We start from the raw sequence: 23,285 nt of genomic DNA, 5'->3' as shown, positions 1-23,285 counted from the left end.
TCTGTAGAATCGTTAAGGGTCACTCATAGAACAGCAGCCGCTTGGCATAAGCGTTGCGGAAATCTGAGGGCGTCAGGCCGACGATCTTCTTGAAGGATTTCATGAAATTATGGCAGTCTGTGTATCCGAGCTGGATGGAGACTTCGCTGATGTTCTGATTAGTGTCCGCGAGCAGGAATTTGGCCAACTCCATCTTTTGCTGCAGAATGTACTGCTTCAACGAGATGCCGGAGATAGTGGTAAACAGATGGGAGAGGTACTTATCGTTATATCCGAAGTAAGCGGCGATTTGCGACACCTTGATATGCTCGCTCCGGCTCCATTTTATGTAGTCCACGATATCGTTGTAGAGCTGCTCCTGTTTGGTTTTTTTGGACGGATTGGAGTCCGCATGGAACAACTGGTTGTACAGCTCGCATAAAATGACCGTCGCCATGTAATTGTTCAGCGTTTTATGATTGTAGCCACGCACTGAATCCTGCAGTTGCTTCATCATTACGATAATTTTCTCCAGGCTCTTCAGGGTCCCATATTGGGGTAGCAGAATGACGTTATCTTGCTCACTATGGCTGGAGGTGGCCACATCGGTGATTGTGATCCCGGACTTGGCCGAAAAATGCAGCCAGTAGAAGCAGCAATCGGATGAACGGGTTCCGTATTGTCTGGTAAGCGGGGGAAGTAAGAGATATTCACCCTTGGAGACTACAAATTGCTGTTTGTCACCCGCCAAATATAACACGCCCTCAGTCATGACAATAAGCTCGTAATCCTGCAGTACTCTGCTCAGGTGAACCCAATCGGAGGACGGTGCGACAAATTTGCCGGTGATCTCCAGATCAACCGGTGTATCCACATGCAGTTCAAAAGTAGTCATCCGTATATCCCCTTTTTCAGACTTTTATACACTTGTTAATACTCTAATTATTAATGAAATCCGGCCCGAAGTAAAGCGCTTACGACCTAAAGGGTTTAGGAAACATCTAACCTTTTTACACATGTTCAAATTATAAAACGATTTGGGTTTCACTCTAATGTTGGGAGGACGAAGTGAATGCAGAAGATAAAGTATATTTCAATTGTGAAGTGGGGTTCACTTCTGGTGGCCGGGATTTTGATTGCCATAATAGTGAGAAATAATGCCGGCCTTTTAGGTCAGTTCAGAAGTTTTACAGTAACGATAGATAATCAATCGGATTATGAGCTTACTTCAGTGGAAACAGGGGTGCTGGTAAGTGGGCCTAACGGGGAAATTGTCGGTAACCATTCGATAGACGTATTTAAGCAAGCGGTTAAAAGCGGGGAGATAGTCAAAATCCGCCCAAGTCTCCAGTTATCCGGAGAAGGCGGAGTGTACTTGAAATATACTAATTCGAAAGGAGAAGCTTCAAAAAAGACCATCTGTTCTTACACAGAATCTTTATCAGGCTACTCCAAAGTTATCATTACAAATGATAATATATCGGTTGAACAGAATTGCAGTTAGCAATGAGGAAGACTTCGAAGCCTCCGGTCGTGTTACTTTACAGATACTACTGCACACCAAACGAGCATCGTCTATATAGACGATGCTCGTTTGGTGTGCAGACTATGAAGTTACGGAGTGTATTGCTGTACGATCGAGATCACCTTGCCATCCTGAACCGTAATGTGGTATGGGGACTGGCTGAGATCGATGATGTCCTTTTTGGCGAATTCCGTCATGAACTTGTGAAGCGTAATGGCTTCATTCCATTGTATATCCAAATCCCCCGGTTTCCCTGTATGGTCGTAAATCTGCATCGTTACCGTAGCATTATCAGCGATGGGATAGGAAGTGAGCGAGTCACTGTCATTCACAATATAGTAATCATCCGGTACTCCGCCAAGCTCTGCTGCAGCCTCAGGCTCACGTTCTGCAAAGATACGGTTCGCTTCAGCACCTTCGTACCATTCGATTGGGTCGGCGGTCATGATCGTATGTCCGTCATTGGACTTCAGCGCATGTATATAAACCGTCAATTCCTGACTTATATTGCCGCTTTGTGCATCTGCGCGTGTACCTACCGTACTAGCCGTAGTCACGAGGGAGAGGAACAGGAGGACCAGAGCAGGAAACAGAACAACCGATTTTCTTTTGAACATGTAAAAATTCCCCCTTGATATGAATATGACACGGTGTACATCTATATAACTCATTACCCTTCGCTGGTTTTCTCAAACGGGCTTTGTACCTTTATAAACGTAATTCCGGTGAAAATGTTGCAAAAAGTTTTGAACCTGTGAAGCAGAAAAATATAGGACAAGCAGAAATGAATTTATTACTTTAAATAAGCCATTCCTGGGCATATTAAGCTATCCAGATTACGGCATGGGGGGAAGCGCAAATATGGCGGCGATATGGCAAATATACAAAAGGGATTGGATAGGCCTGCTCAAAGCTCCGGTAGCCCTAATGCTGGTTGCCGCACTTGCGGTGCTGCCCTCGGTCTACGATTGGGTAAATGTGGCGGCAGTGTGGGACCCGTACAGCAATACATCCGGCATCCAAGTCGCGGTGGCCAGTCTCGATAAAGGGGCCACTGTGAACGGTACAGGTTTCAACATTGGGGATGAGGTGCTGGAGAGCCTGCATGGCAACAAGTCGCTGGGCTGGACGTTCACTGATGCAGAAGCAGCAGTGCAAGGGGTGCAGCGCGGAGATTATTATGCCAGCATTGTTATACCGGAAGAGTTCTCACAGCGGATGGCAGGGGTCCTCGAAGGTGAACTGGTAAAACCGGAAGTAGACTATACAGTAAATGAAAAAATGAATGCCATTGCTCCAAAAATTACTGCCAAAGGTGCTTCCGCTATTACCGCTCAGATTAGCGGGCGCTTCACCGAAACTCTTAGCCGCACAGTGCTTACTGCCCTAAGTGCCATTGACCGTGAATTTCAGGCTGAGCTGCCTGTCATCCGTAAGGTGGAGCAGGGGCTTTTCAAGCTGGAAGCGAGCCTGCCGGAAATTGAAAAGGCAGGGAAGCTGGTATTGAAGCTGCAGGAGGACTGGCCGCAGATCGCCGGTGCCGCCGGACGGATGGCTAGCGTTACGGACAAGCTGCCGGAAGTAGAAGAGGCCGGCAGGGCAGCGGAGCTGCTGGATGAGCATTGGGGGCAGATCAGCGATGCCGCGGGCAGGCTGCAGGAGCTGCAGGGCAGGCTCCCGGACCTAACGCACGCGGCACAGCTCTTGTCCGGTCTGGACGCTGATTTCATTCAGGCCAGACAGGTGCTGGGCCTTGCCGCAGACCGGCTGGATGAGGCTGCAGCCGTTGTCGCTGCGGCCGCCAAGGGCCTGCCGAAGACCGACAGGATTGCTGCAGGAGGGCCCGCCTTCGGGCAGGAGCTGCAGCAGTTCCTTACGCAGAACAGCGCGGCTTTTGCCGCTGTTCCGCAGGTGCTGCAGCAGAATCTCTATCTGCTGCAGCAGAGTGCAGACAGCGCCGCGCTGCTGGCAGGCCAGCTCGCTGAAGGCCCCCCGCTGCCGGGCGCAGCGGCGGCGGACCAACTGCAGCTGGCCGCAGACCGGCTGACCGCCGGAAGCGGCGCGCTGCAGCACACGGCGGCTCTCTTCGCCGCCGTGAACACCCTCGCGCCGGGCGCTGTGCCGGGCAGCGAGCTCCGCGCCCTGGCCGGGGCGCGGGCTTCTTTTGCCGCCGGCGCTGCGCAGGCGGCACGCCTTGCCGCCGCATTGCGGGGCGGCGGCAAGCTGGACCCCGCCGCGCTGGCGCAGCTCGGTGAGAATTCCGCCCGCAGCGCTGAGGCGCTGGGGGGAATTCTCACGCGCTACGGCGCGGAGGGGCAGCATGCGCTGCAGGGCACGCTGCAGCAGCTCACTCTGGCGGCGGGGCACGCCGCCACAGCCTTGCAGGAGGCGCCCGCACGGCTGGCGGCGCTGGACACGGTGCTGGATGAAGCGGGAACCGCCATCCAGTACGGGCAGACCGGCCTGGCCGCACTGCGGGAACCTCTGCATGTGATGGGAGATGAGGTTCGTGCGGCGGCAGCCGGAATGAACGGCCGGCTGGCAGCGTTCAGCGATTTCGTCACGCATGTGCTGCCGCGCATTCAGAACGGGCTGCCCGCTGCCGGAGAAAAAATTCATACGGCGGCTGAATTTGCCCGCAAGGACCTGCCGGGGGTAGAGGACAAGTTCCGCCGTGTGTCCGAACGGATTACCGCCGGACTTCCCCGTGCAGATCAGGGGGTGGACCGGGCTGCAGAACTGGTGCGGAATGATCTGCCTGTCCTGGAGCAGGCCGTCCGCCGCGCTGCTGATACGGTCCGCAAGATCAAGAAGGAGGTCAATCTGGAGGAAATCGCTGAACTGCTGGGCGGAAATATCAAGGGAACCAGCGATTTTCTCGCAAATCCCGTGGTGCTGAAGGAAAGGGCATTATACCCGATTCCCAATTACGGTTCGGCCATGACCCCTTTCTATGTGGTGCTTGCCTTGTGGGTTGGAGGAACCCTGCTCATTTCCCTGTTGCGGACTGGTGTCGATACTGGAGGGGTCGCATACCGCAGGTACCAGTTGTATTTTGGCCGGCTGCTGACTTTTCTGACCGTAGGAATTCTACAGGCTCTGGTAGCCGTACTTGGCAATATATATCTGCTGAAATGCTATGTTGCCGACAAGCTGTGGTTTGTGCTGTTTGCCGTCCTGATCAGTATTGTATTTGTGACGATTGTGTTCACGCTGGTCTACATCTTTGGCAGCCTGGGCAAAGGCATAGCCATTGTATTTATGGTGCTCCAGTTCTCCAGTTCGGGAGGAACCTTCCCGGTCAGCATTACCGGCCGCTTCTTTCAAATCCTGAACCCGTATATGCCGTTTACATATGCCATCAGCCTGCTCAGAGAGGCGGTTGGCGGCATACTCCCGGAGGTTGCTGTTCGTGATGCTCTGTATTTGGTTCTTTTCGGCTTGCTTGCTCTATTGCTGGCCCTTACCCTGCAGAAGCCCCTCGAGCGGTTCATCCGGCGTGCCGCAGAGCAGGCGGAGGAGTCCAGGCTGATCTCCTGACCTGGGGCCAGGCAGTGGAACGGCTGCGATCAGATCTGTCAACCCATATTTAGCGTGCCAATGCACATTGACCTATCCCGGTATAAAACCTAATATATAGGAATATCTGGATTATAGTTCAAATATATGGGTTCTTAGGAAGGTGTTTGTTTGGAATCAAAAACGACAACAATACAATCAGAACTGGAAGCTTATTTGAAAAAAGAAGGTATCACCATTAATCAATTCGCTGGGGTATCAGGGGTGAACTCCGGTACGCTCAGCAGTATTATCAATGGGAACCGCCCCATTGCCATGAAGCAGCTGGACCGGATAACAGCGGGGATGGGGCTTCCCGAAGGTGAATTTTATGAATTATACATAGATGAATGTGTTGTTCACTCCACCCCGGACTGGCGGCGGCTGGGCCCTTTTCTGCAGCGCTGTGCGGAGCTGGACAAACTTGAATGCATTCGGCAGGTTGTCCAGACCCTTATGGATAATATCTCCTATGCCCAGGCACTGTTTGAAACAGCGGAGGAATTCTTTGTCCAGGGCAAGCGGCAAGCGGCAGCGATGTTATATGAAGGTGTGGCAGAGAGTGAGAAATATCAACATTCGGAGCGGCTGGCCCTCTGCCAGTACCGGTTGTTTACCATAGCCCTGGGGAAAGATCAGGATGCCAATCTGCGGACAGCGATGCATTTTGAATACTTTGTCGAGCGGCTCGACGAGGTGGACCAGCTGAATGCGCTGAAGGATTTGGCCAATATTTATGCGTCCTTGCACCGCTGGAACAGAGTGGAGGCTCTGGCAGAGGAGATGGGGCACAAGGCATCTATCCAATATCAGAATAAGTATCACAAGGTCAGCCGCCGTACGGTCCAAAAAGAACCTGCGAGGCCCCTTTGTTTCTATATCCTCTACGCCCATCTGCTCCGCGCGGCAGTTTGTGATGAACGCGGGGATTATATCCAGGCTCTTCATTATGTCTCGCTATATTCCGATTTCAGCTGGGTTCAGGAGACGACGGAGGAGGCCCGGCAGATTATGGAGCAGTTTAAAGAATGGGCTGAAGCCAATACATATCTGTATCGTCTGATGACAGGAGAGACCAAGGTGCTTGCGGATTATGTTGAATTCATTAACGGCAGAGAGAACGAAATGGTCCCGGGCCTGACCAAAATCATGCAGGCGGCCAACCGCCTGGACTTCAACGTGGATGAAATCATTGAACGCTTCGAGCCTCATCTGGGCCTCAAAAACCTGAAGACCCGAATGGGGAAACTGAATGCTCAGGTGACCGAAGACAAATATACGGTACTGCTGTACGAATTGGCGGTGTATTGCTTAAATGCCCAGAAAATCAAGAATGGTATCGCTTACTTATTCCAATGTCTGGAAACTTCTGTTAGAATGAATAGTGACAGCCATATTGTTCAGTGCGTAGTATTATTTGAGCAATACAGACATCTCAGTTCCGGCGAGGATCAGGAAAGATACAAAATTCTAATTGGCGAGGTGCAAAAGATTAATGATAAGAAAAGTGGCTCTGCTGCTGGCAGTAGGTAGCATTTTTTTGGCTGTTGACGCTCCGGCATTAGTTATGCAATCCGCTTCAACGCATTCATTCATTGAACCTTTGACACATGGGGTAGGTGCCGAGTAATACCTGTAAGGCCTTTTGTGAAATGAAGTTCTTCCTGCAGCTTTCGACCGAATCATCTTCAGAAGCCCCCAAGCCTCTCTTTCCTAAGAGAGGTTTTATTATTTGTATATCCAGAAAGCGTGTTCTATAGGTCGCTGTACGTGCAGAGGAGCATTCCCTTCGATCTAGTGTTTTTGAGCATTTTTCTGCTAGGATGGGAACCAAACGGGCGCTCCCGGGGCAGTATCCACAACCACTAAATTTAAATCAAAGGATGAGTATGGATGACTAGTTCAGCTACTGGAAAAAACAAGGTTTTTCTGTTTCAAGGCGATTCGATTACCGACGGCAACGCATGCGGCTTACTGGCTGTGGGACGGCGTCCATCCGACACATTCCGGTCATGACCTGATTGCCAAAGAATGGCTGAGCGTTGTTGCAGATAGCGGCATTTTGAACGGCTAATCAGGTGGTTACGCCTTCATTTTCTAACATAATGAATACACAAAGGGTACCCTTGGGGATGGCCTGGCCCCATTTGCAACAGGAGCGGGGCAGCGGTATGGGCTGAATTTTATAGTGGGCACAATTAATTAACTACACTGAGCATCTCTCTGATATGGAGGGATGCTCTATTTGATTTCATTCAGCAGAAGGGGAGCTGAAGAAGGAATGGCCGGGCGGGCCAGATTTACCGGCTGCTCTGGAATTCTAGAAGGAAATGATCGAGACCATTGCTGGGGTAGGAAATCAAGGTGAACTTGTTGACATCAACCCGAAATCGGTCGTATGGTACAGGGGATGAAAGCTGGTTGCCGGAGAACTGGCGGAATTTTTGCGGTAGGAAGGAGAGCGGGCATCCATGAGGTTCTTTCGAAAGTGGGGCAGTCTAATCTGGAGCAAGTCGAGTGAACGTTATTATCAGGTGTCCATCAAGCAGCGGGTACTTCTCTCATTTCTCGTATTGATAGCGCTATCCATTAGCGCGATGGGAGTTCTAACCTACCGGATAGCCGGAAAGGAAATTCAGAACAATGCGTTTGAGACCAGTAAAGAGACCGTGGATAAGACACTGCAGCTGCTGGACTATCGGCTGAATGATGTGGCGATGTCGGTCCAATCACTGATGCTCAGTGATGCCTACAGGCAGATGATGATTGATGTGCAGGCCCATGATGTGACGAAATATTATGTTCATTTATCGGAAATGCAGTACGTCCTCTCGCAGGCAACCTTCAATGAGCCAATGATTGAGAACGTTCTCATAGCTACACCGATCGGGGATTTTTATTCCACCACCCAGGTCCGAGCACAGGATAATTCATTTTACGGCTCGGAGCTGTACGATAATAGCAAAAAAAGCCCCGGCGGATACTGGGCCAAAGGGCACTACGACCGGCTGTTCACCGGGAGCCAGCGTGTGGTGTCCTTTGTAGTACGGGGAATTTATGAGCAAACGCCGATCACCAACGTGTTCATTGTGGTCAATCTCAGAGAGAACCGGATTGCTTCACTGCTTGGTCAGGGCACTGCCGGTAAGGACCGAAAGTATTTGCTTCTGAACAAGGAAGGGGAGACGGTAGTGCAGACGGGCTGGACTGCCCAGGGGGGGCCGCCGAAAGAGCCGGAATTTCTGCAGGACAGAACAGCGGACAGCGAGGGCAATTTCTTTTATCCTTTTGACGGTGAGGATTATCTGGTCAACTATAAGCAGTCGGCGGTTGCGCCGGAATGGATTCTGGCCGGGATGCAGTCCAAGGATCAGCTCCTCGGACAGCTCAAAGGCGTGCAGCGGACGGTTCTGTATGTGATTCTGGTGTTTCTTTTGACGACCTGGTTTTTCTCAAACAAACTGACGGCGGCACTTCTCCGTCCCTTGTTCAAGCTGAGCCGGCTGATGCGCAGAGTGGAGGAGAACCAGCTCAGCGTTTCTTTTGAGAGCAAATACAACGATGAAATCGCCCAGGTTGGCTTTCAGTTTAACCGGATGATGACGGAGATCAAAACCCTGATCGAAGATGTGCGGCAGAAGGAAAAAGGCAAACGCCATGCGGAGATCCGGGCGCTGACCGCACAGATGGAGCCCCATTTTCTATACAATACGCTCAATACGATCTACTGTAAGTCCGTGATGGGTGAAAATGAGGATGTCAACGAGATGATCCTCGCATTATCGCAAATGTTCCAGCTGGGGCTTGGCGGCGGCAAGGATCTGATTACGCTCGAGGACGAGCTTTCGCATGTGCAGCAGTACTGCGCCATCCAGCAAAAATGCTATGAGAATCTGTTCGTGTACCGTGCTGAAACGGAAGAGGAGGAGCTTTTGTCGGTCCCGATTCCCAAAATACTGCTGCAGCCGATTGTGGAGAACAGCATCCAGCACGGGTTCTCGGACCGGAGGAGCGGCGGCTGGATACATGTGAGGATTTCGCTGGAGCAGGCCATGCTCCATATTGTGGTGGAGGACAATGGCAAAGGCATGGATACCGCCAAAGTGGAGCTGGGGATGACTGAGCGGGAGCTTTCCAAAAAAGGATATGCCCTGGTCAATATCAGGCACCGGCTGCAGCTCTATTACGGCGATGAGGCGCGGATGGAGCTGTCCGGCCAGGCAGGCGTAGGCTCGCGAACCGATCTATGGATACCGCTCAGTCTGCAGAAGGAAGAGGGAGGAAGTTATGGAATATCCTGAAGTAAGGCCGGTCAAAATTTGCGTGATCGACGATATAAAAAGCGTAGTAGACATGATTGCCCGCAAGCCTCAGTGGCAGGAGTACGGCATCGAGGTAGCCGGTACGGCGCTCGACGGGGAAGAAGGATTGCAGAAGATCCGTGAGCTGAAACCCGATATTGTGCTTACCGACATCCGCATGCCGCGAATGGACGGGTTGGAGATGACCCGGGCGATTCTGGAGTTTGCCCCGCACTGCAAAATCATTATTCTCAGCGCGTACTCGGAATTCTCCTATGCCCAGCAGGCAATTCGTCTTGGGGCCATGGATTTTGTCAAAAAGCCCTTTTCACTGGAGGAGATCGTGAATGTGGTGCTGAAGGCAAAGGAACTGTGTCTGGAGGATCGCAGAGAGCAGGAGAACCTAAAGGCTATGCAAGCCCGGATCAAAGAAAGTCTGCCGATTCTGCGCCAAGAGTATCTGACTCTCCTAATGCAGCATAGGGAGACTGAGCCGGGTGCGAAAGCGCGATGGGAGTATCTTGGCATTCCGCTGGCGCAGGAAAATTTCACAGTGTTTATCGTCGAGATCGATCAGTTTGCCGAAAAGTACTGCCGCCAGCCTGTGCAGGAGATCGAACTGATCCGCTTCAGCCTGCAAAATATATTGGAAGAGACGATCTTGGCCTGGACGCAAGGAATTCTCTTCCGTGAGGCGACGAACCGTTATGTCGGAATCATCAACGGGGACGACCCCCATATGGCGGAGCAGATCACCGAGGCTTGCTGTGCCAATGTCAGCCGCTATTCCCGCTGCACGGTTTCGATTGGAATGGGACTGGGCGTATCTGCGATCCATGAGCTGGCCGATTCCTATACGCAGGCGCTTGGTGCCCTGGCGTATCATTTCTATACTGGCGGCAACGCTGTATACAACTACGCGAGTATCGTCCATAAGCAGCGGGCTGCGAGCCACTATTCTGTTGCCGCCGAACAGGAATTTCTTTTCGCGCTCCGCTCAGGCAACCGTGAGAAAAGCCAGCTGGTGCTCGTACGGATATTCGATGAGCTGCTTCAGCTCGACCCGCTGCCCGCGCCGCAGTATGTGGAGAACATCGGCTACGAGTTGTCATTCAAAATCTGCCGGGTCATGCTGGAGCTATTCCCTTATGAGAAGGTCCAGCCGCTGGAGCAGGAAGTGAACCGTCTGAAGAACCGCCCGCATCCTTCGTTGCAGGAGATCCGCTCCCTTCTGGAGGGACTGTGCGCCGAGGGCTGCCGCTGGATTGAGGAAGAGCGCTCCATCGAATCCACACGGATTATCCGTCAGGCTAAGGCCTACATTTGTGCCAACCTGCACACCAGCCTGACCCTGGAGCAGGTGGCGAAGCAAATCAGCCTCAGCCAGGGCTATTTCTCGAACTTGTTCAAGAAGGTGGCGGGCATCTCCTTTCAGCAGTTCGTCATGCACGAGAAGATGGAGAAGGCGAAGACAATGCTGATTGAAGGGCTGCAGGTGCAGGAAATCGCCATGGAGCTTGGCTATGAGCACCGCCGCTACTTCAGCGAGGTATTCAAGAAACACACCGGCATGACACCGTCGGAGTTCAAGATATCTTATCTCGGCAGGGCAGACTTTTCACAACTTACGAATCCACGGGGATGAACAATCCGCTGATGCTGCGGGTGTTCATCCCCGTTTGGCATTAGTTCAGCAGATATCTGCCCTTAATGTGGGTTTACCCGCATTATGCAGATGAATGGCCTGCCCTATAATCAGAGTGTAAGGCAAACACAGCTTTGAACATATAAGGGGGCTAACAGAAATGAAGAAACAACTGCTTCTGACTTCGCTGAGCGCGGTGCTGGCATTCGGTCTGGCCGCATGTGGCAACTCCAATACTGCTGAGAATTCCAAGGAGCCATCAAACTCTGGAGCGGGATCGGCATCAGGCGAAAAGACCAAAATCAGCTACTGGACAGGTGACCGCCATGACGCCGAATTCGTAAAGGAAAAGGTAGCCGATTTCAACGCAACGAATACCGATGGCATTGAGGTGGAATTGGTCGTCAAGGGCGATGATTTCGATACAGCGCTGGATCTGTCCTTCCAAACTGCCGACTCTCCGGATGTGATCCGGGTGAAAGAAAACACCATCGGCACTTTTTATAAAAAAGAATATCTCGCTCCAATCGACGAGTATCTGTCCGATGACATGAAGGCTAAATTTCCGGAGATGGTTAATCTGAACACCTTTGACGGCAAACGCTACAGCCTTCCGAATTACGGTACGACGATGCGTCTGGTCTACAACAAGGACCTGTTCGCCAAAGCAGGAATTACCAAGCCGCCGACAACCTTGCAGGAGCTGGTGGACACTGCCAAAAAGCTGACCGCAGCGGGAAAAGCAGACGGTGCCTACGGTTTTGCGCAGAACTTCAAAAGTCCGGCCAGTGCACTTGGACGCTCAGCGCGGGTTATTGCTGAAATGAGCGGCTTCGGCGGCTTTGGCTATGACTTCAAAACGGCGCGTTATGACTTCAGCGGTTTCAAGCGGATTATCGAGGCTTTCAAGCAGATCAAAGATGACGGCAGCATGCTTCCAGGTGTGGAATCGCTGGATATCGATCCACTGCGGGCACAGTTTGCCGAGGGCAAGATCGGGATGTACCTGAGTTTTTCCTCGGAACCAGGGGTCTACAGCACACAGTTCCCGGCCAAAATCGACTGGGCTGCGGCACCTGCGCCTACGATTGACGGCAACGCAAAGGGCGCTTCGGGCTTCCTCGGCGGACAATGGCTGGCTCTGAGTGCCAAGTCCAAGCATAAGGATGCTGCCTGGAAGTTCATGGAGTATATGTACAGTGATCAAATGCTGACAGCCTATCAGGAGAATGGTTATGGCATCTCGATGGTCCCTTCCATCAGCGCCTCCGCCAAAATCCCTGAAGTCAAAGGTATCGAGGGGTTCCTGCCGAATCAGTATGACGGGGTATGGCCGGTGTATCCGGCAGTGGCACCGGAAGGTATGAAATCGGACGACGCCTTCTTCAAATACATGCTGAACGGCGGGGATCTGGATGCTACGATTGCCGATCTGAACAAACGCTACAACGCTGCGCTGGATGATGCGATGAAGAATGACGGCCTGAAAGCCGAACCGGACCCAGGCTTTAATCCGGCAGCGCTTGCAGGGAAGTTCGCCAAATAAGTTAAGAGAAGCTTATCCGAGCATTTCACAGAGACCATTTAAGGAGGGGGATTTCTTCCCCCATCCTTATCTTTTGACAGCAAGACAGGAAAGGAGCCTGGAGGAACCCATGAACAAAACCAAGAATGCCACCTTTGCCTACAGCTTTCTGCTGCCAAGCGCACTGCTCACGCTTGTGCTGGGAATTTACCCGATTGCCTGGGCATTCCGCTATATGTTCTACAATTACAAGGGCTATGGAACTGCCCGGTTCATCGGCCTCGATAATTTTAGCCGGATTCTGCGTGACGCAGAGTTTTGGGATTCTGTCGTTAATACCTTTGTCTATGCGGGAGGCAAGCTGCTGCTCTCGATCCCGCTGTCCCTGCTCCTGGCGGCGATTCTGAACCGTAAAATCAGAGGGAGACAGCTGCTGCGGGCCGTTTTTTTCATGCCAACAGTAATCAGTACGGCCGTTATGGCTGTAGTCTTTTTTACGATCTTTAATTCGTACAACGGAATTCTGAACCAGTTCCTGATCAAATTTAACATTTCATCCTCCGGCATTGACTGGCTGGGTCCGAAACATGCCATGCTTACGGTCATTCTGGTGGCGGTGTGGGGTGCGGTCGGCAACTATATGCTGCTGTTCCTGGCCGGACTTCAGAATATTCCCGAGGATGTTTACGAGAGCTCTTCCTTGGATGGAGCTAATAAAATACAGCAGTTCCGCTTCATCACCCTGCCGATGCTGGGACCCGTGCTGCAGATGGTCATTATGCTGGCGATCATCAATGCGCTGAAGGGCTATGAGAGCATAATGGTGCTTACCGAAGGCGGCCCTGCGGGCAAAACGGAAGTCATGTTCCTTTACCTGTATAAGCTGTTCTTTCCGGTCGGGGGCAGCTCAGCCTCAACCCAGGTGCAGGAGTTTGGATATGGAAGTGCGGTCGCATTTGTTTCTGCGCTTATTGTGGGGATGATTTCCGTGATTTACTTCTATGCCTCCAGACGAATGAATCGGATTGATTGAGGAGAGATGTGAGATGAGAACAAAAGAGATAACGGGAAAGACGGTTTTATGGATCTTTTTGCTGGCACTCGCCTTTGTAACCTTGATTCCTGTGGTGATTACCATTCTCGGCTCGTTCAAAACAAACGTTGAGCTGACTACAGGCGCAACCTTCCTGCCAAGCAAATGGCATTTTTCCAACTACGCGGATGCCTGGGACAAAGCCCACTTCTCGACGTATACGGTCAACAGTCTAATCGTGTCGCTCTCCACGGTCGCCGGTACACTGCTGGTAGCCTCTATGGCTGCCTATGTAGTAGACCGGATGGATTTTTTCGGCAAAAAATTCTATATCGGCATGCAGTCATTCACAATGTTTGTCGCCGTAGGGGCAGTGGTGCTGCGTCCGCAGTTCGACCTGATGGTCAGGCTGCACCTGCACAGCTCGCTGTGGGGGGTCATTCTGATTTTGATCTCCGCGCATGCTTCGATCTTTTTTATCCTGCTCAGCTTCATGAAAGGCATTCCGCGTGAACTGGATGAAGCTGCACGGATTGACGGAAGCTCACTCGGCCGCACTTTTTGGACTATTATTCTTCCTCTGCTCGGTCCTGGACTGGGGGTAGGCGCACTCTTTACCTTCCGCGGCGCGTGGAATGAATATCTGCTGCCGCTCGTGTTCACCATGACGAAGCCGGAGCTGCAGACGCTCACTGTGGGCCTGGCGAATCTGAAGTATGGCATTTCCGCCGCCTCGCAGACTCATTACATGATGGCTGGTGCCTGCCTGTCGATTATGCCGATTCTCGTAGCGTATGTCTTTGCCAATAAATCTTTTATGCAGATGACGGCTGGTTCCCTGAAGGGGTAGGCTGAGCCATTACGATCTCCTCTCCCTATGGAATATACTGCTTATAACAACGTAGATAATACTATTACTTTAGGCTGTTTTTAAGACTACAAGCAATAATCAGGAGGTTTACAACATGACCGTTCAGGTTCCCGCAATTCTTACATCCAGTCCGCTGATTCACCGCTATCCCGGCAATCCGGTGCTGGATGCGTCTATGGTTCCCTATAGGACAGCGCTTGTATTCAATGCAGGCGTCACCAAGTTCAAAGGCAAATATGTGATGGTGTTCCGCAATGACTATGGCTCGCTTACGGAGCAGACGATTGAGCCGCATCACACGACCGACCTGGGGATTGCTTTCAGTGATGACGGCTTCCACTGGGAGGCCAGTCCCAAGAAATGCTTCAAGCTGCATGACGAAGAGATCATCCGCGCTTACGACCCGCGTCTGACGGTGATCGGGGAGCGCTGCTATATGTGCTTTGCGGTCGATACCAAGCATGGCATCCGGGGCGGGATCGCAGTGACGGATGATTTTGAAGAATTTGAGATCCTCAGCCTGTCTTCGCCCGATCTGCGCAACATGGTGCTGTTCCCGGAGAAAATAGGCGGCAATTACGTCCGCCTGGAGCGTCCGTTTACTGTGTACAGCCGTGGCGGCAAGGACCGCTTTGATACCTGGATTTCGGAATCCCCGGATATGAAATATTGGGGCAATTCCGACCTGCTGTTCGCTGTGGAGCATGTTCCTTTCGCCAATGACAAGGTTGGACCTGCCGCACCTCCGGTAAAGACGGACAGGGGCTGGCTGACAACCTTCCATGCGGTGGATATTGACCCGGCACGCGGCAAACACGGCTGGGAGCCTGCCTGGAAGAAACGGTACACCGCAGGCATCATGCTGCTGGATCTGGAGAATCCGAAGAAAATTATCGGCATGTCCAAGCAGCCGCTGCTTGCCCCGGAGACCCGCTATGAGGTTGACGGCGGCTTCCGCAACAATGTTATTTTTCCGGGAGGGATGATTCTGGAGGATAACGGTGAGGTCAAAATCTACTACGGCTCCGCCGACACGATCGAATGCCTCGCGACTGCACATGTGGATGACCTGATCTCTCTGTGCCTGAAAGGCTGATGAACAACCATGATAAACCGGATGGCGAACGGGGAGATGAACAAATGATGAACTTGCGGGATGACCTGAAGAAACCGTCTAACGCATACCGCTCCGTTCCGCTCTGGTCCTGGAATGACCGGCTGGAGAAGGGGGAGCTGGAGCGGCAGATTGAAGAGATGCACCGGGCGGGGATTGGCGGCTTCTTCATGCATGCCCGGGGCGGGCTGCAGACGCCATACATGGGCGAAGAATGGATGGAGGCCATCCGCATTTCGATTGAGAAAAGCCGCGAGCTCGGGATGAACGCCTGGTTCTATGATGAAAACGGCTGGCCCAGCGGCTTTGGAGACGGGAAGGTGCCCGCCAAAGGACTGGCCTATCAGCAGAAGCAACTGCTGTGTGAACAGGCTCCATTTCAGGATGCGCCGGAACTGGAACGGACAATTGGCTGGTATGCCGCCGCAGCGGACGGACAGAGCTACCAATTGCTGCTTCCGGGCGAAGAAGCCGGTGCCTCCTTGAGAATCAGCTATGAAGTAAATTCCTACTATACAGATACGCTCAGTCCGATGGCAGTAAAAGAATTTATCGATACCACCTACGAGCGTTACTGGGAGCAATTCGGTGAAGCCTTCGGTGCGGAGCTGAGCGGTGTATTCACGGATGAGCCGCAGTTCGGGCGCGGCGGGCTTCCCTGGTCTTTTGAGCTGGGGGAGATGTTCAATTCAAGGCATGGAGGCGATGTGAGGGCGGTTCTGCCAGCGCTCTTCCTGGATACCGAAGGCTGCAGCGAGGCCCGATATGCTTACTGGGAGACCGTAACCTTCATGTTCACACAGGCATATGCCAAGCAAATCGGAGACTGGTGCGCAGGCAAGGGCTGGTCGGCGACCGGGCATGTCGTCGATGAGCAGGAGCTAATGCATCAAGTGACCTCTGTTGGTGACCCGATGGCCTTCTATGAACACTTGCAGATTCCCGGCTGCGACTGGCTGGGCAGGTTTGTGGGGAGCGATGCGCTGGTGCCGAAGCAGGTTAGCTCGGTGGCCCGCCAGCTCGGCAAGAAGCGGACAATAACCGAGAGCTTTGGCTGCTCCGGCTGGAACGTCAGCTTCGCTGACCTTAAACGAATCGGCGAATGGCAGTTCGTACATGGCATTAATCTGATGTGCCAGCATTTGCAGGGGTACTCTTTGAGGGGATTGCGCAAACGGGATTACCCGCCATCCCTGTTTTATCAGCAGCCTTGGTGGAGCGACTATAAAGGCTTCAATGACTATTTCGCCAGGCTGTCCCTGCTGCTCTCCGAAGGCTCGGCCCAGGCGGAGGTTCTGTTGCTGCATCCGGTGCGTACAGCATGGACGCTACAGCGCGGCGGGGATCATTCCGCTGTGGTGCCTTATCATGAAGCTTTTGCCCAGCTCACAAGATGGCTGTGCCAGAGCCTGATCGAGCATGACTATGGCAGCGAGGGCATTATCGCCGGACATGGCAGGGTCAGCGGCGGGCGCTTCATCGTCGGCGAAGCGGCGTACCGTGTAGTTATTGTACCGCCTAGTGTGACCGTCGACAGGCAGACTGCGCAGCTTCTGCGGAAGTTCGTTGCGCAGGGGGGGAAGCTGATTGCTCTTGATCCTTGTCCGTCGCTGGTTGACGGTAAGGAGGATGTTGAATTCGCACGCTTCATGCAGGCTGCTGTTCTGACGGAATGGAGCCGCGAGGCGTTGTGCCGGGCGGTGTCCGCGGCCAGCAAGCCGTTCATCCGAATCAGCGGTGAAGACGGGGAATCCGTCGCTGCGGATACGATCAATGTACGGACCCTGGAGCTTGCGGGCTCAACGCTGCATTATGTGGTGAATTCCGGCACGGAGTTCTACCCGCTGCTGAATATACAGCTGGCCCGTGAGGGCACAGTTTCGCTGATTGATCTAGAAACCGGAGATATCCGTCCGCTGGAGCTGGAGCAGATGGAGCGGGAACTGCTGGGGCTGGGCGTGCACCTGCGGCTTCCGCTGCATCCCGGCCAGTCCTATATACTGAAGCTTGATCCGCTTCCGAATTCACCATCATTAACAGGGGACGGTAAGGCGACCGAACCTGTGGTGCCAGGGGAGAATGTGGATAACCGGGCGACCATGGCGGTGAAGCTGGCAACAGATTGGGAATTGGTGCACTCCGATCTCAACAGTCTGACGCTGGACAACGCACGCCTTCGTGTGGATGGAGGGGAATGGTCACAGCCGCAGCCGGTGATTTTTATCCAGGAGGAGCTGCTGGGTTACGGACGGCCGGTTGCGGTGGAACTGGAATTTGAATTTCACATCGATTTCGACACGGCCAGACAGCGGGAGCTGTTTCTTGTACTGGAACGGCCGGAGGAGCTGGAGATCGAACTGAACGGGGTTAAGGTAGAGGCGGTCAGCGGCGGCTGGTGGCGGGATATCTCGTTCAAGACCCTAGATATCAGCGGCCTCGCGGTATCCGGCCGGAATACGTTAGTTCTGAGAATGGAGTTCCTTGGCTCACAGGAAATCTCGGAACGACTGGCCCGGGCTAAGGCATTCGAAGCGGAAGGCAACAAGCTTACGATCGATCAGGAGCTGGAGAGTATCTATCTGCTTGGCGATTTTGGAGTACATTCGGGTTCGGGGTACACGGACGGAGAACGCAGAGCGGTATTCACGGATGGACCCTTCCGTTTGACGGAGCCGCCACGGCAGGTGCAGACAGGGGATTTAACCCGGCAAGGGTTTCCTTTCTTCTCCGGCAATATGCGCTTGCGTCAGAGCCTGACCGTCGATGCAGCGCAAGCAACTGCTGTGAAATGCTTCTTTCAGGCCCCACCTGATGCAATAGTAACAAAGCTGTTCATTAACGGGGCCGAGGTGCGCACCTTTTTGTGGGAGCCGTACCACGCAGAAGTTTCGTCCTTTTTGCATAGCGGGTGTAATGTCATCGAAGTGGAGCTGACGAGCAGCTGCCGCAACCTGCTGGGACCACATCATCATATCAAAGGTGAAGTCTACAAGGTCGGGCCGGACAGCTATAAGGATAAGCCGGGCTGGACAGACAAGGACCTGGATAAGGATACGCATGTGTATCAGGCGCGGTACGCGTTTGTAAAGTTTGGACTGGCGGCAACTCCGCTTATTCATGTAGAGCAGGCTTAGCACAGACAACCAAGTGGTTACATGAACAAGGCATATTGAACTTCAGAAGCCAGCGGCAAACCTAAGAGCAGCACATATTCGCCGGGAAATTGACTCTGCAATTTTGGGGTATTGTGTTTTTTCGCATATTGTCCCCGTTCTCTTAATGAACTATAATCTTCATTCTAGGACAAGCCGCAGGTTATACGAGTAGAAAAAGATATGGAGAGGATGGCCGGAATGAATGTGGAAGTGTACACTTTAAATGCTTTTGCCAAAGACGGAAGCGGTGGAAACCCCGCCGGAATAGTGCTGGATGCAGGCTCCCTGAATGCAGCGGAAATGCAGCGTACGGCGAAGGAGGTTGGCTTTTCGGAGACGGCTTTTGTGGAAAAATCGGCGATTGCCGACTTTAAGGTCCGTTATTTCACTCCGGCCAGCGAGGTGGATTTATGCGGGCATGCGACGGTTGCTGCTTTTTATCTGATGTATTCCTTGAACCTGGCTACGTATGCCACCTATACCCTGGAGACCAAAGCCGGATTATTGGAGGTCAGCATCAGCCATGATGGGGATGTCTATTTGTCGCAGGCGCTGCCACAGTTCTATGAAACCTTGCCAAGAGAAGAAATTGCAGCATCGCTTAGAATCGGCGCAGAGGAATTGGCTGGGGAACTGCCCATTCAGATTGTGTCCACGGGGCTGCGGGATATTCTGATTCCGGTCAGTACCCGTGAGCTGTTAGCCAGGATACAACCTGATTTTGCCGCAATAACAGTGGTCAGCGAGAAATATAACGTCATCGGCTACCACCTGTTCACACTCGATACCCCGGATGATGCCGCAGCCGAATGCCGGAACTTTGCGCCGCTGTATGACATTCCCGAGGAGAGCGCAACAGGGACCGCAAGCGGCGCGTTACTTAGTTATTTGTACAAATACGGGCAGCTGTCCATTCAGCAGGCTCAGCATGTAGTGTTCAGGCAAGGATATTCGATGAGCTGTCCTTCCGAGATTAAGGCTGGAATAAGCCTGAACCATGGCGGAGAGATTACCCGGGTTCAGGTGGGCGGGATCGCAGCAGGCATACAGCGGAGAAGCATTGAGATCTGAGTGCTGGTCTCGAAGAGAGAACAATTATGGGATAAGGTTAAGCTATTCTGTCCAAGAGGCGGCACAGGTGGCAAGCAGCAGTTCATTTCTTGATCTAAAAAATACAGCCCGTTGGCATGCCGTGATATTTTCGGCTCCAAACGGGCTTTTCGTTATCTGTGGGAACGCGGCTATAGTCTAAATTTGTAATTGAGAAAAAGGAGTGAATTGTGGCATAATCTGAGAAATGAGATACCTTAAGGGAGTCGAAGCAAAAATAATATATTTGATTGCATTCATTTGGGTGTTCGGTTCAATTAGTGCGTTGAGCATAAAAAGGAAATAGCAGGAAAATGTATATGACACATTACGCGAACGGAATTATGGGATGATCAAGGGTATGAGAGGATCAGATCAGACCATTGGAATGTCTAAAACAGTAATAATTTATCGTTTATCAATTAAAATATATTGTTAAACAATAAATCATGTGTTAAATTCAAATTGACCATACTGCTGTTCTTCAACAAAAGTGACGCACATTAGAGGAGATACCATTATTGAAATCAATCATACAACTACTGCATTTTGGCTATCATCAGGCGATGAGCTGTATCTTTCCGGTTGCGATCTTTGGAACCCTGGCTCTTTCCAGCGTAGTCAAGCTGCCCTTCATTTACCGTTATGATGCCGTTCTACTTATACTTCTTGCCGTGCAGTTCCTGATGTACCGCAGTGGACTCGAGACGCTCGATGAGATTAAAGTAATCTGTATATTTCATATTATTGGATTAATGCTGGAAATGTATAAGGTAAGGATGGGATCGTGGTCATACCCTGAACCTGGATTTACGAAGCTATTCGGTGTACCGCTCTATAGCGGATTTATGTATGCCAGTGTAGCAAGCTATATGTGTCAGGTATGGCGCAGACTGAGGATGGATATGACCGGCTGGCCGGGGCTTGCCTTTGCGGGGCTATTGGGGGGAGCCATCTATCTGAATTTCTTCACACATCATTTTCTTCCGGATTTTCGCTGGTGGCTGACGGCGCTTGTGCTTGTTGTCTTCTGGAGAACATGGATCATCTACCGGGTACAGAACATTACTTATCGGATGCCCTTAACCCTGGCCTTTTTCCTTGTAGGTTTTTTTATCTGGTTAGCTGAAAATATAGCCACATTTTTTAGTGCATGGAAATATCCCAACCAGCATGAGGCCTGGCATCTGGTTAGCTTCAGTAAGATCAGTTCATGGTTCCTTCTGGTCATTATCAGCGTCATTATTGTTGCCCAGCTAAAACATGTTAAAGCCGGGCGGAAAACGTAAGATTCATGATAGTGGTTAGCTTGATCTGACGGAGACAATAGTTCAATACAATAGCGGCAGTCTGGGACTTTGTAATTCCGTCCAGGCTACCGCTGTTTTTTTGTGTACCCGTCTCAATACGTAAGCTGATTCAGGATCAGGGCAGCCGCACCTGCCGCGACCGCATTGTCGCTTAGGCTGCCTTTGGTGAAGCGGACCTTATACTGCTCGCGGTAGTAGGTTTTTTCGAGGGCGGTCCTTGTGGCCTCCTGATAGAAAACATCGGCAGCCGAGAATAAGGGACCGCCCAGAATGACCTCCTCAGGGTGGAGAATATTAATCAGGTTGGCCAGCCCAATGCCGCAATAGGCTGCCGCTTGCCCGAAGATTCTGTTCACTGCGGAATCCCCGGCCTGCAAGGCTTCAATTAAATGGCTGAATTCCAGATCCTCCGGGCGGTCTGAAAGCTCTCGGAGGATGGTGGCTCTACCGCGGTTCCACTCCTCACGGGCCTGCATTTCCAGAGTGCGGATGGAAACGTAGGATTCCCATGCCCCGTAATTGCCTCCCGGGACGCTTGAGGCGACACCAGTGCTCTCAATGATCATCTGCCCGACAGCCCCTTCGGTGTCGATGACACCGTACAGAATCCGGCCTTCATTCATAATGGCGGAGCGCAGACCGATGCCGGCATGCAGGTAGAGCAGCTGATGTTGCCGCCGGTCGCCGCCGGCCCAGTATTCGCCAAGCAGCGCGGTGTTGGCACCGTTATCCAGGCACACCGGCACCTCGAGCCGCTGTTCCAACTGCTCTTTGATGCGCACCTGCGACCAGCCTGGTGCGGCGAAGCCGGCGGGTGTCAGAATCGTTCCTTCCTTACGGTCCAAGGGGCCAACAGCCCCAATCCCAAGTCCGATGACCCGGCTGATGTCAATGGAAGCCTGCTCCAGCATACGCAGCACCTGGGCATACACGGAATCCATCAGACGTTCCGGAGTGGCATACTCATCCATAGCCCAAGTATATTCATCCAGCAGGGTTAGATGCAGATCTGCAAGGACCAGCCTCGAATGGGTCCGGGAGATTTCCAGGCCGAACACATAGCCGTAGGCAGGATTGGTCTCATAGAGCGTGGGCCTTCTGCCGCCGGTCGATTCCCCGTAGCCTACCTCCAGGAGCAGGCTTTGGGCAAGCAGTTCATCGAGGATACGGGTTAAGGTACTGACGGTCAAGCCGCTTTCCTCGAGCAGTGTTTGTTTGGATACGGTCCCTTTTTTTCTGACAGACAAATACATATCCTTGGTTCTGGAACTGGGAATAAGTTCATGAATAGGCAGCACAAAGGTCTCTCCTTATTAGCAAGTATCCCGATCAGGTAGAGAGGGGAATTCCGACTAAACCTGTTAACAGAATGCCATAAAAAGGGTGGGTCCGCAACTTTCATAACGAACAAGGAGGTGCTGAAAATCACCCGTCTTACAGCGGCAGATTCCGCCGCCGGAAAAATCTATGGCTGCTGTACGGTCGCCAGACCGGGATACAGACAGATCATGAACAGCATGCAGAAGGCGGAGCCGATGGCGTAATTCATAATGCCCTTCAAATTAACCCGCAGCATATTGGACGAGCTGTTTCACATCTTTTTCTATGGGCTATCAGATACCTGAAGGCGGGTTAGAGCAGGGTTTTGAAGGTATGACGGATCACATCGCCGCGGCTGATAATACCCACAAGCACACGGTTTCGCTCCACCGGGACCTTTTTGATCTGTTTTTTGCCTAGAATGGTGGCGATTCTCTCAATATCTTCATCCCAGGGAACGGTGATCACCTTCTTCTTGGCGATATCCATGACATTCAGGTTCAGCAGTCTGCGGGTCCGCTCCTCAAACTCCTCATTATCCCCGACAAATACATTGATCTGAAAAAAAGAATCGACGATAAGATCCTCATGTTTGCCGATATACCTCATGATGTCCCCATCGCTCAAATAAGCGACAATCTCATTTCTCTCATTTACTACCGGCATACCGCTGATCCGGAACTGAATGCATCGTTCGATAAAGGTGCGAACCGTATCGGTTTCCTTGACTTTGTATACTTGTCTGACCATAAACTCTTGAGCTTTCATAATTTCCCTCCGCAGGCTACGATTCCGCAAAATAACTTGTATAATGAAAGTATATACTTGTATTATACAAGTGATAATGGTAATGTCAATGA

18 protein-coding genes are annotated in these 23,285 nt (G+C 52.1%); 14 read left to right on the top strand and 4 right to left on the bottom strand.

The annotated features are described in order from the left end of the window. Positions 1–19 precede the first annotated feature (19 nt). Complete coding sequence (locus A3842_RS02045; protein WP_074100267.1) at positions 20–874, bottom strand: AraC family transcriptional regulator; 855 nt, start codon at positions 872–874, stop codon at positions 20–22. 177 nt (positions 875–1,051) lie between these two features. Between A3842_RS02045 and A3842_RS02040 the strand changes: the two genes are divergently transcribed. Then, positions 1,052–1,483 (top strand): hypothetical protein, encoded by a 432-nt coding sequence (locus A3842_RS02040; protein WP_074100266.1) that lies wholly within the window; start codon positions 1,052–1,054, stop codon positions 1,481–1,483. 110 nt (positions 1,484–1,593) lie between these two features. Here A3842_RS02040 and A3842_RS02035 read toward each other — a convergent pair whose 3' ends face one another. Then, positions 1,594–2,121 (bottom strand): hypothetical protein, encoded by a 528-nt coding sequence (locus A3842_RS02035; RefSeq protein WP_074100265.1) that lies wholly within the window; start codon positions 2,119–2,121, stop codon positions 1,594–1,596. A 244-nt stretch (positions 2,122–2,365) separates the two neighbouring features. On the opposite strand from A3842_RS02035, the gene A3842_RS02030 reads away from it, so the two are divergent. The 12 genes from A3842_RS02030 (at position 2,366) to A3842_RS01980 (ending at position 21,084) form a co-directional block, all read left to right on the top strand. Further along, positions 2,366–5,044, top strand: a complete 2,679-nt coding sequence (locus A3842_RS02030) for a YhgE/Pip domain-containing protein (RefSeq protein ID WP_074100264.1) — start codon at positions 2,366–2,368, stop codon at positions 5,042–5,044. Between the two features lie 150 nt (positions 5,045–5,194). Beyond that, positions 5,195–6,595: a helix-turn-helix domain-containing protein gene (locus A3842_RS02025; protein WP_178382276.1), complete on the top strand. Its 1,401-nt coding sequence runs from the start codon at positions 5,195–5,197 to the stop codon at positions 6,593–6,595. Between the two features lie 360 nt (positions 6,596–6,955). Further along, the gene (locus A3842_RS33135) at positions 6,956–7,078 is read left to right on the top strand and encodes a hypothetical protein (protein ID WP_256701440.1); all 123 of its coding nucleotides are present in this window, start codon (positions 6,956–6,958) and stop codon (positions 7,076–7,078) included. A 455-nt stretch (positions 7,079–7,533) separates the two neighbouring features. Beyond that, positions 7,534–9,363, top strand: a complete 1,830-nt coding sequence (locus A3842_RS02020; protein ID WP_074100263.1) for a cache domain-containing sensor histidine kinase — start codon at positions 7,534–7,536, stop codon at positions 9,361–9,363. Beyond that, entirely contained in the window at positions 9,350–11,008 is a 1,659-nt protein-coding gene (locus tag A3842_RS02015; protein ID WP_074085934.1) for a response regulator, read from the top strand. Before A3842_RS02020 ends, A3842_RS02015 begins: the two co-directional genes overlap by 14 nt. Before the next feature lie 160 nt (positions 11,009–11,168). Then, a complete protein-coding gene (locus tag A3842_RS02010; protein ID WP_074100262.1) occupies positions 11,169–12,554 on the top strand; it encodes an ABC transporter substrate-binding protein in 1,386 nt (461 codons plus the stop codon). A gap of 109 nt (positions 12,555–12,663) precedes the next feature. Beyond that, positions 12,664–13,566: a carbohydrate ABC transporter permease gene (locus A3842_RS02005; RefSeq protein ID WP_074100261.1), complete on the top strand. Its 903-nt coding sequence runs from the start codon at positions 12,664–12,666 to the stop codon at positions 13,564–13,566. A 13-nt stretch (positions 13,567–13,579) separates the two neighbouring features. Further along, the gene (locus A3842_RS02000; RefSeq protein ID WP_074100260.1) at positions 13,580–14,416 is read left to right on the top strand and encodes a carbohydrate ABC transporter permease; all 837 of its coding nucleotides are present in this window, start codon (positions 13,580–13,582) and stop codon (positions 14,414–14,416) included. Between the two features lie 115 nt (positions 14,417–14,531). Then, entirely contained in the window at positions 14,532–15,533 is a 1,002-nt protein-coding gene (locus A3842_RS01995) for a glycoside hydrolase family 130 protein (protein WP_074085930.1), read from the top strand. After that, a complete protein-coding gene (locus A3842_RS01990) occupies positions 15,533–18,685 on the top strand; it encodes a glycosyl hydrolase (RefSeq protein WP_074100259.1) in 3,153 nt (1,050 codons plus the stop codon). The genes A3842_RS01995 and A3842_RS01990 overlap by 1 nt, the downstream gene beginning before the upstream one ends. A 219-nt stretch (positions 18,686–18,904) precedes the next feature. After that, positions 18,905–19,777 (top strand): PhzF family phenazine biosynthesis protein, encoded by an 873-nt coding sequence (locus A3842_RS01985; RefSeq protein WP_074100258.1) that lies wholly within the window; start codon positions 18,905–18,907, stop codon positions 19,775–19,777. Between the two features lie 539 nt (positions 19,778–20,316). Continuing rightward, a complete protein-coding gene (locus A3842_RS01980) occupies positions 20,317–21,084 on the top strand; it encodes a DUF817 domain-containing protein (RefSeq protein WP_074085927.1) in 768 nt (255 codons plus the stop codon). 113 nt (positions 21,085–21,197) lie between these two features. Here A3842_RS01980 and A3842_RS01975 read toward each other — a convergent pair whose 3' ends face one another. Beyond that, the gene (locus tag A3842_RS01975; RefSeq protein WP_256701436.1) at positions 21,198–22,403 is read right to left on the bottom strand and encodes an ROK family protein; all 1,206 of its coding nucleotides are present in this window, start codon (positions 22,401–22,403) and stop codon (positions 21,198–21,200) included. A 117-nt stretch (positions 22,404–22,520) separates the two neighbouring features. Between A3842_RS01975 and A3842_RS33130 the strand changes: the two genes are divergently transcribed. Continuing rightward, complete coding sequence (locus A3842_RS33130) at positions 22,521–22,649, top strand: hypothetical protein (RefSeq protein ID WP_256701435.1); 129 nt, start codon at positions 22,521–22,523, stop codon at positions 22,647–22,649. A gap of 88 nt (positions 22,650–22,737) precedes the next feature. On the opposite strand, the gene A3842_RS01970 is transcribed toward A3842_RS33130, so the two are convergent. Next, on the bottom strand, positions 22,738–23,193 hold the full coding sequence (locus A3842_RS01970) for a CBS domain-containing protein (protein WP_074085926.1): 456 nt from the start codon (positions 23,191–23,193) through the stop codon (positions 22,738–22,740). Positions 23,194–23,285 lie beyond the last annotated feature (92 nt).

The sequence above is a fragment of the Paenibacillus sp. P3E genome (genome assembly GCF_001909045.1).
In the GTDB taxonomy this organism is placed as follows: Bacteria; Bacillota; Bacilli; order Paenibacillales; family Paenibacillaceae; genus Paenibacillus_AQ; species Paenibacillus_AQ helianthi.
This window is presented reverse-complemented; position numbering and strand designations above follow the sequence as displayed.

What these genes read in the sequence shown, in the direction of transcription:
- A3842_RS02045 (WP_074100267.1), bottom strand. Translation starts at nt 874, where the DNA reads ATGACTACTTTTGAACTGCATGTGGATACACCGGTTGATCTGGAGATC.
- A3842_RS02040 (WP_074100266.1), top strand. Translation starts at nt 1,052, where the DNA reads ATGCAGAAGATAAAGTATATTTCAATTGTGAAGTGGGGTTCACTTCTG.
- A3842_RS02035 (WP_074100265.1), bottom strand. Translation starts at nt 2,121, where the DNA reads ATGTTCAAAAGAAAATCGGTTGTTCTGTTTCCTGCTCTGGTCCTCCTG.
- A3842_RS02030 (WP_074100264.1), top strand. Translation starts at nt 2,366, where the DNA reads ATGGCGGCGATATGGCAAATATACAAAAGGGATTGGATAGGCCTGCTC.
- A3842_RS33135 (WP_256701440.1), top strand. Translation starts at nt 6,956, where the DNA reads ATGACTAGTTCAGCTACTGGAAAAAACAAGGTTTTTCTGTTTCAAGGC.
- A3842_RS02020 (WP_074100263.1), top strand. Translation starts at nt 7,534, where the DNA reads ATGAGGTTCTTTCGAAAGTGGGGCAGTCTAATCTGGAGCAAGTCGAGT.
- A3842_RS02015 (WP_074085934.1), top strand. Translation starts at nt 9,350, where the DNA reads ATGGAATATCCTGAAGTAAGGCCGGTCAAAATTTGCGTGATCGACGAT.
- A3842_RS02010 (WP_074100262.1), top strand. Translation starts at nt 11,169, where the DNA reads ATGAAGAAACAACTGCTTCTGACTTCGCTGAGCGCGGTGCTGGCATTC.
- A3842_RS02005 (WP_074100261.1), top strand. Translation starts at nt 12,664, where the DNA reads ATGAACAAAACCAAGAATGCCACCTTTGCCTACAGCTTTCTGCTGCCA.
- A3842_RS02000 (WP_074100260.1), top strand. Translation starts at nt 13,580, where the DNA reads ATGAGAACAAAAGAGATAACGGGAAAGACGGTTTTATGGATCTTTTTG.
- A3842_RS01995 (WP_074085930.1), top strand. Translation starts at nt 14,532, where the DNA reads ATGACCGTTCAGGTTCCCGCAATTCTTACATCCAGTCCGCTGATTCAC.
- A3842_RS01990 (WP_074100259.1), top strand. Translation starts at nt 15,533, where the DNA reads ATGAACAACCATGATAAACCGGATGGCGAACGGGGAGATGAACAAATG.
- A3842_RS01985 (WP_074100258.1), top strand. Translation starts at nt 18,905, where the DNA reads ATGAATGTGGAAGTGTACACTTTAAATGCTTTTGCCAAAGACGGAAGC.
- A3842_RS01970 (WP_074085926.1), bottom strand. Translation starts at nt 23,193, where the DNA reads ATGAAAGCTCAAGAGTTTATGGTCAGACAAGTATACAAAGTCAAGGAA.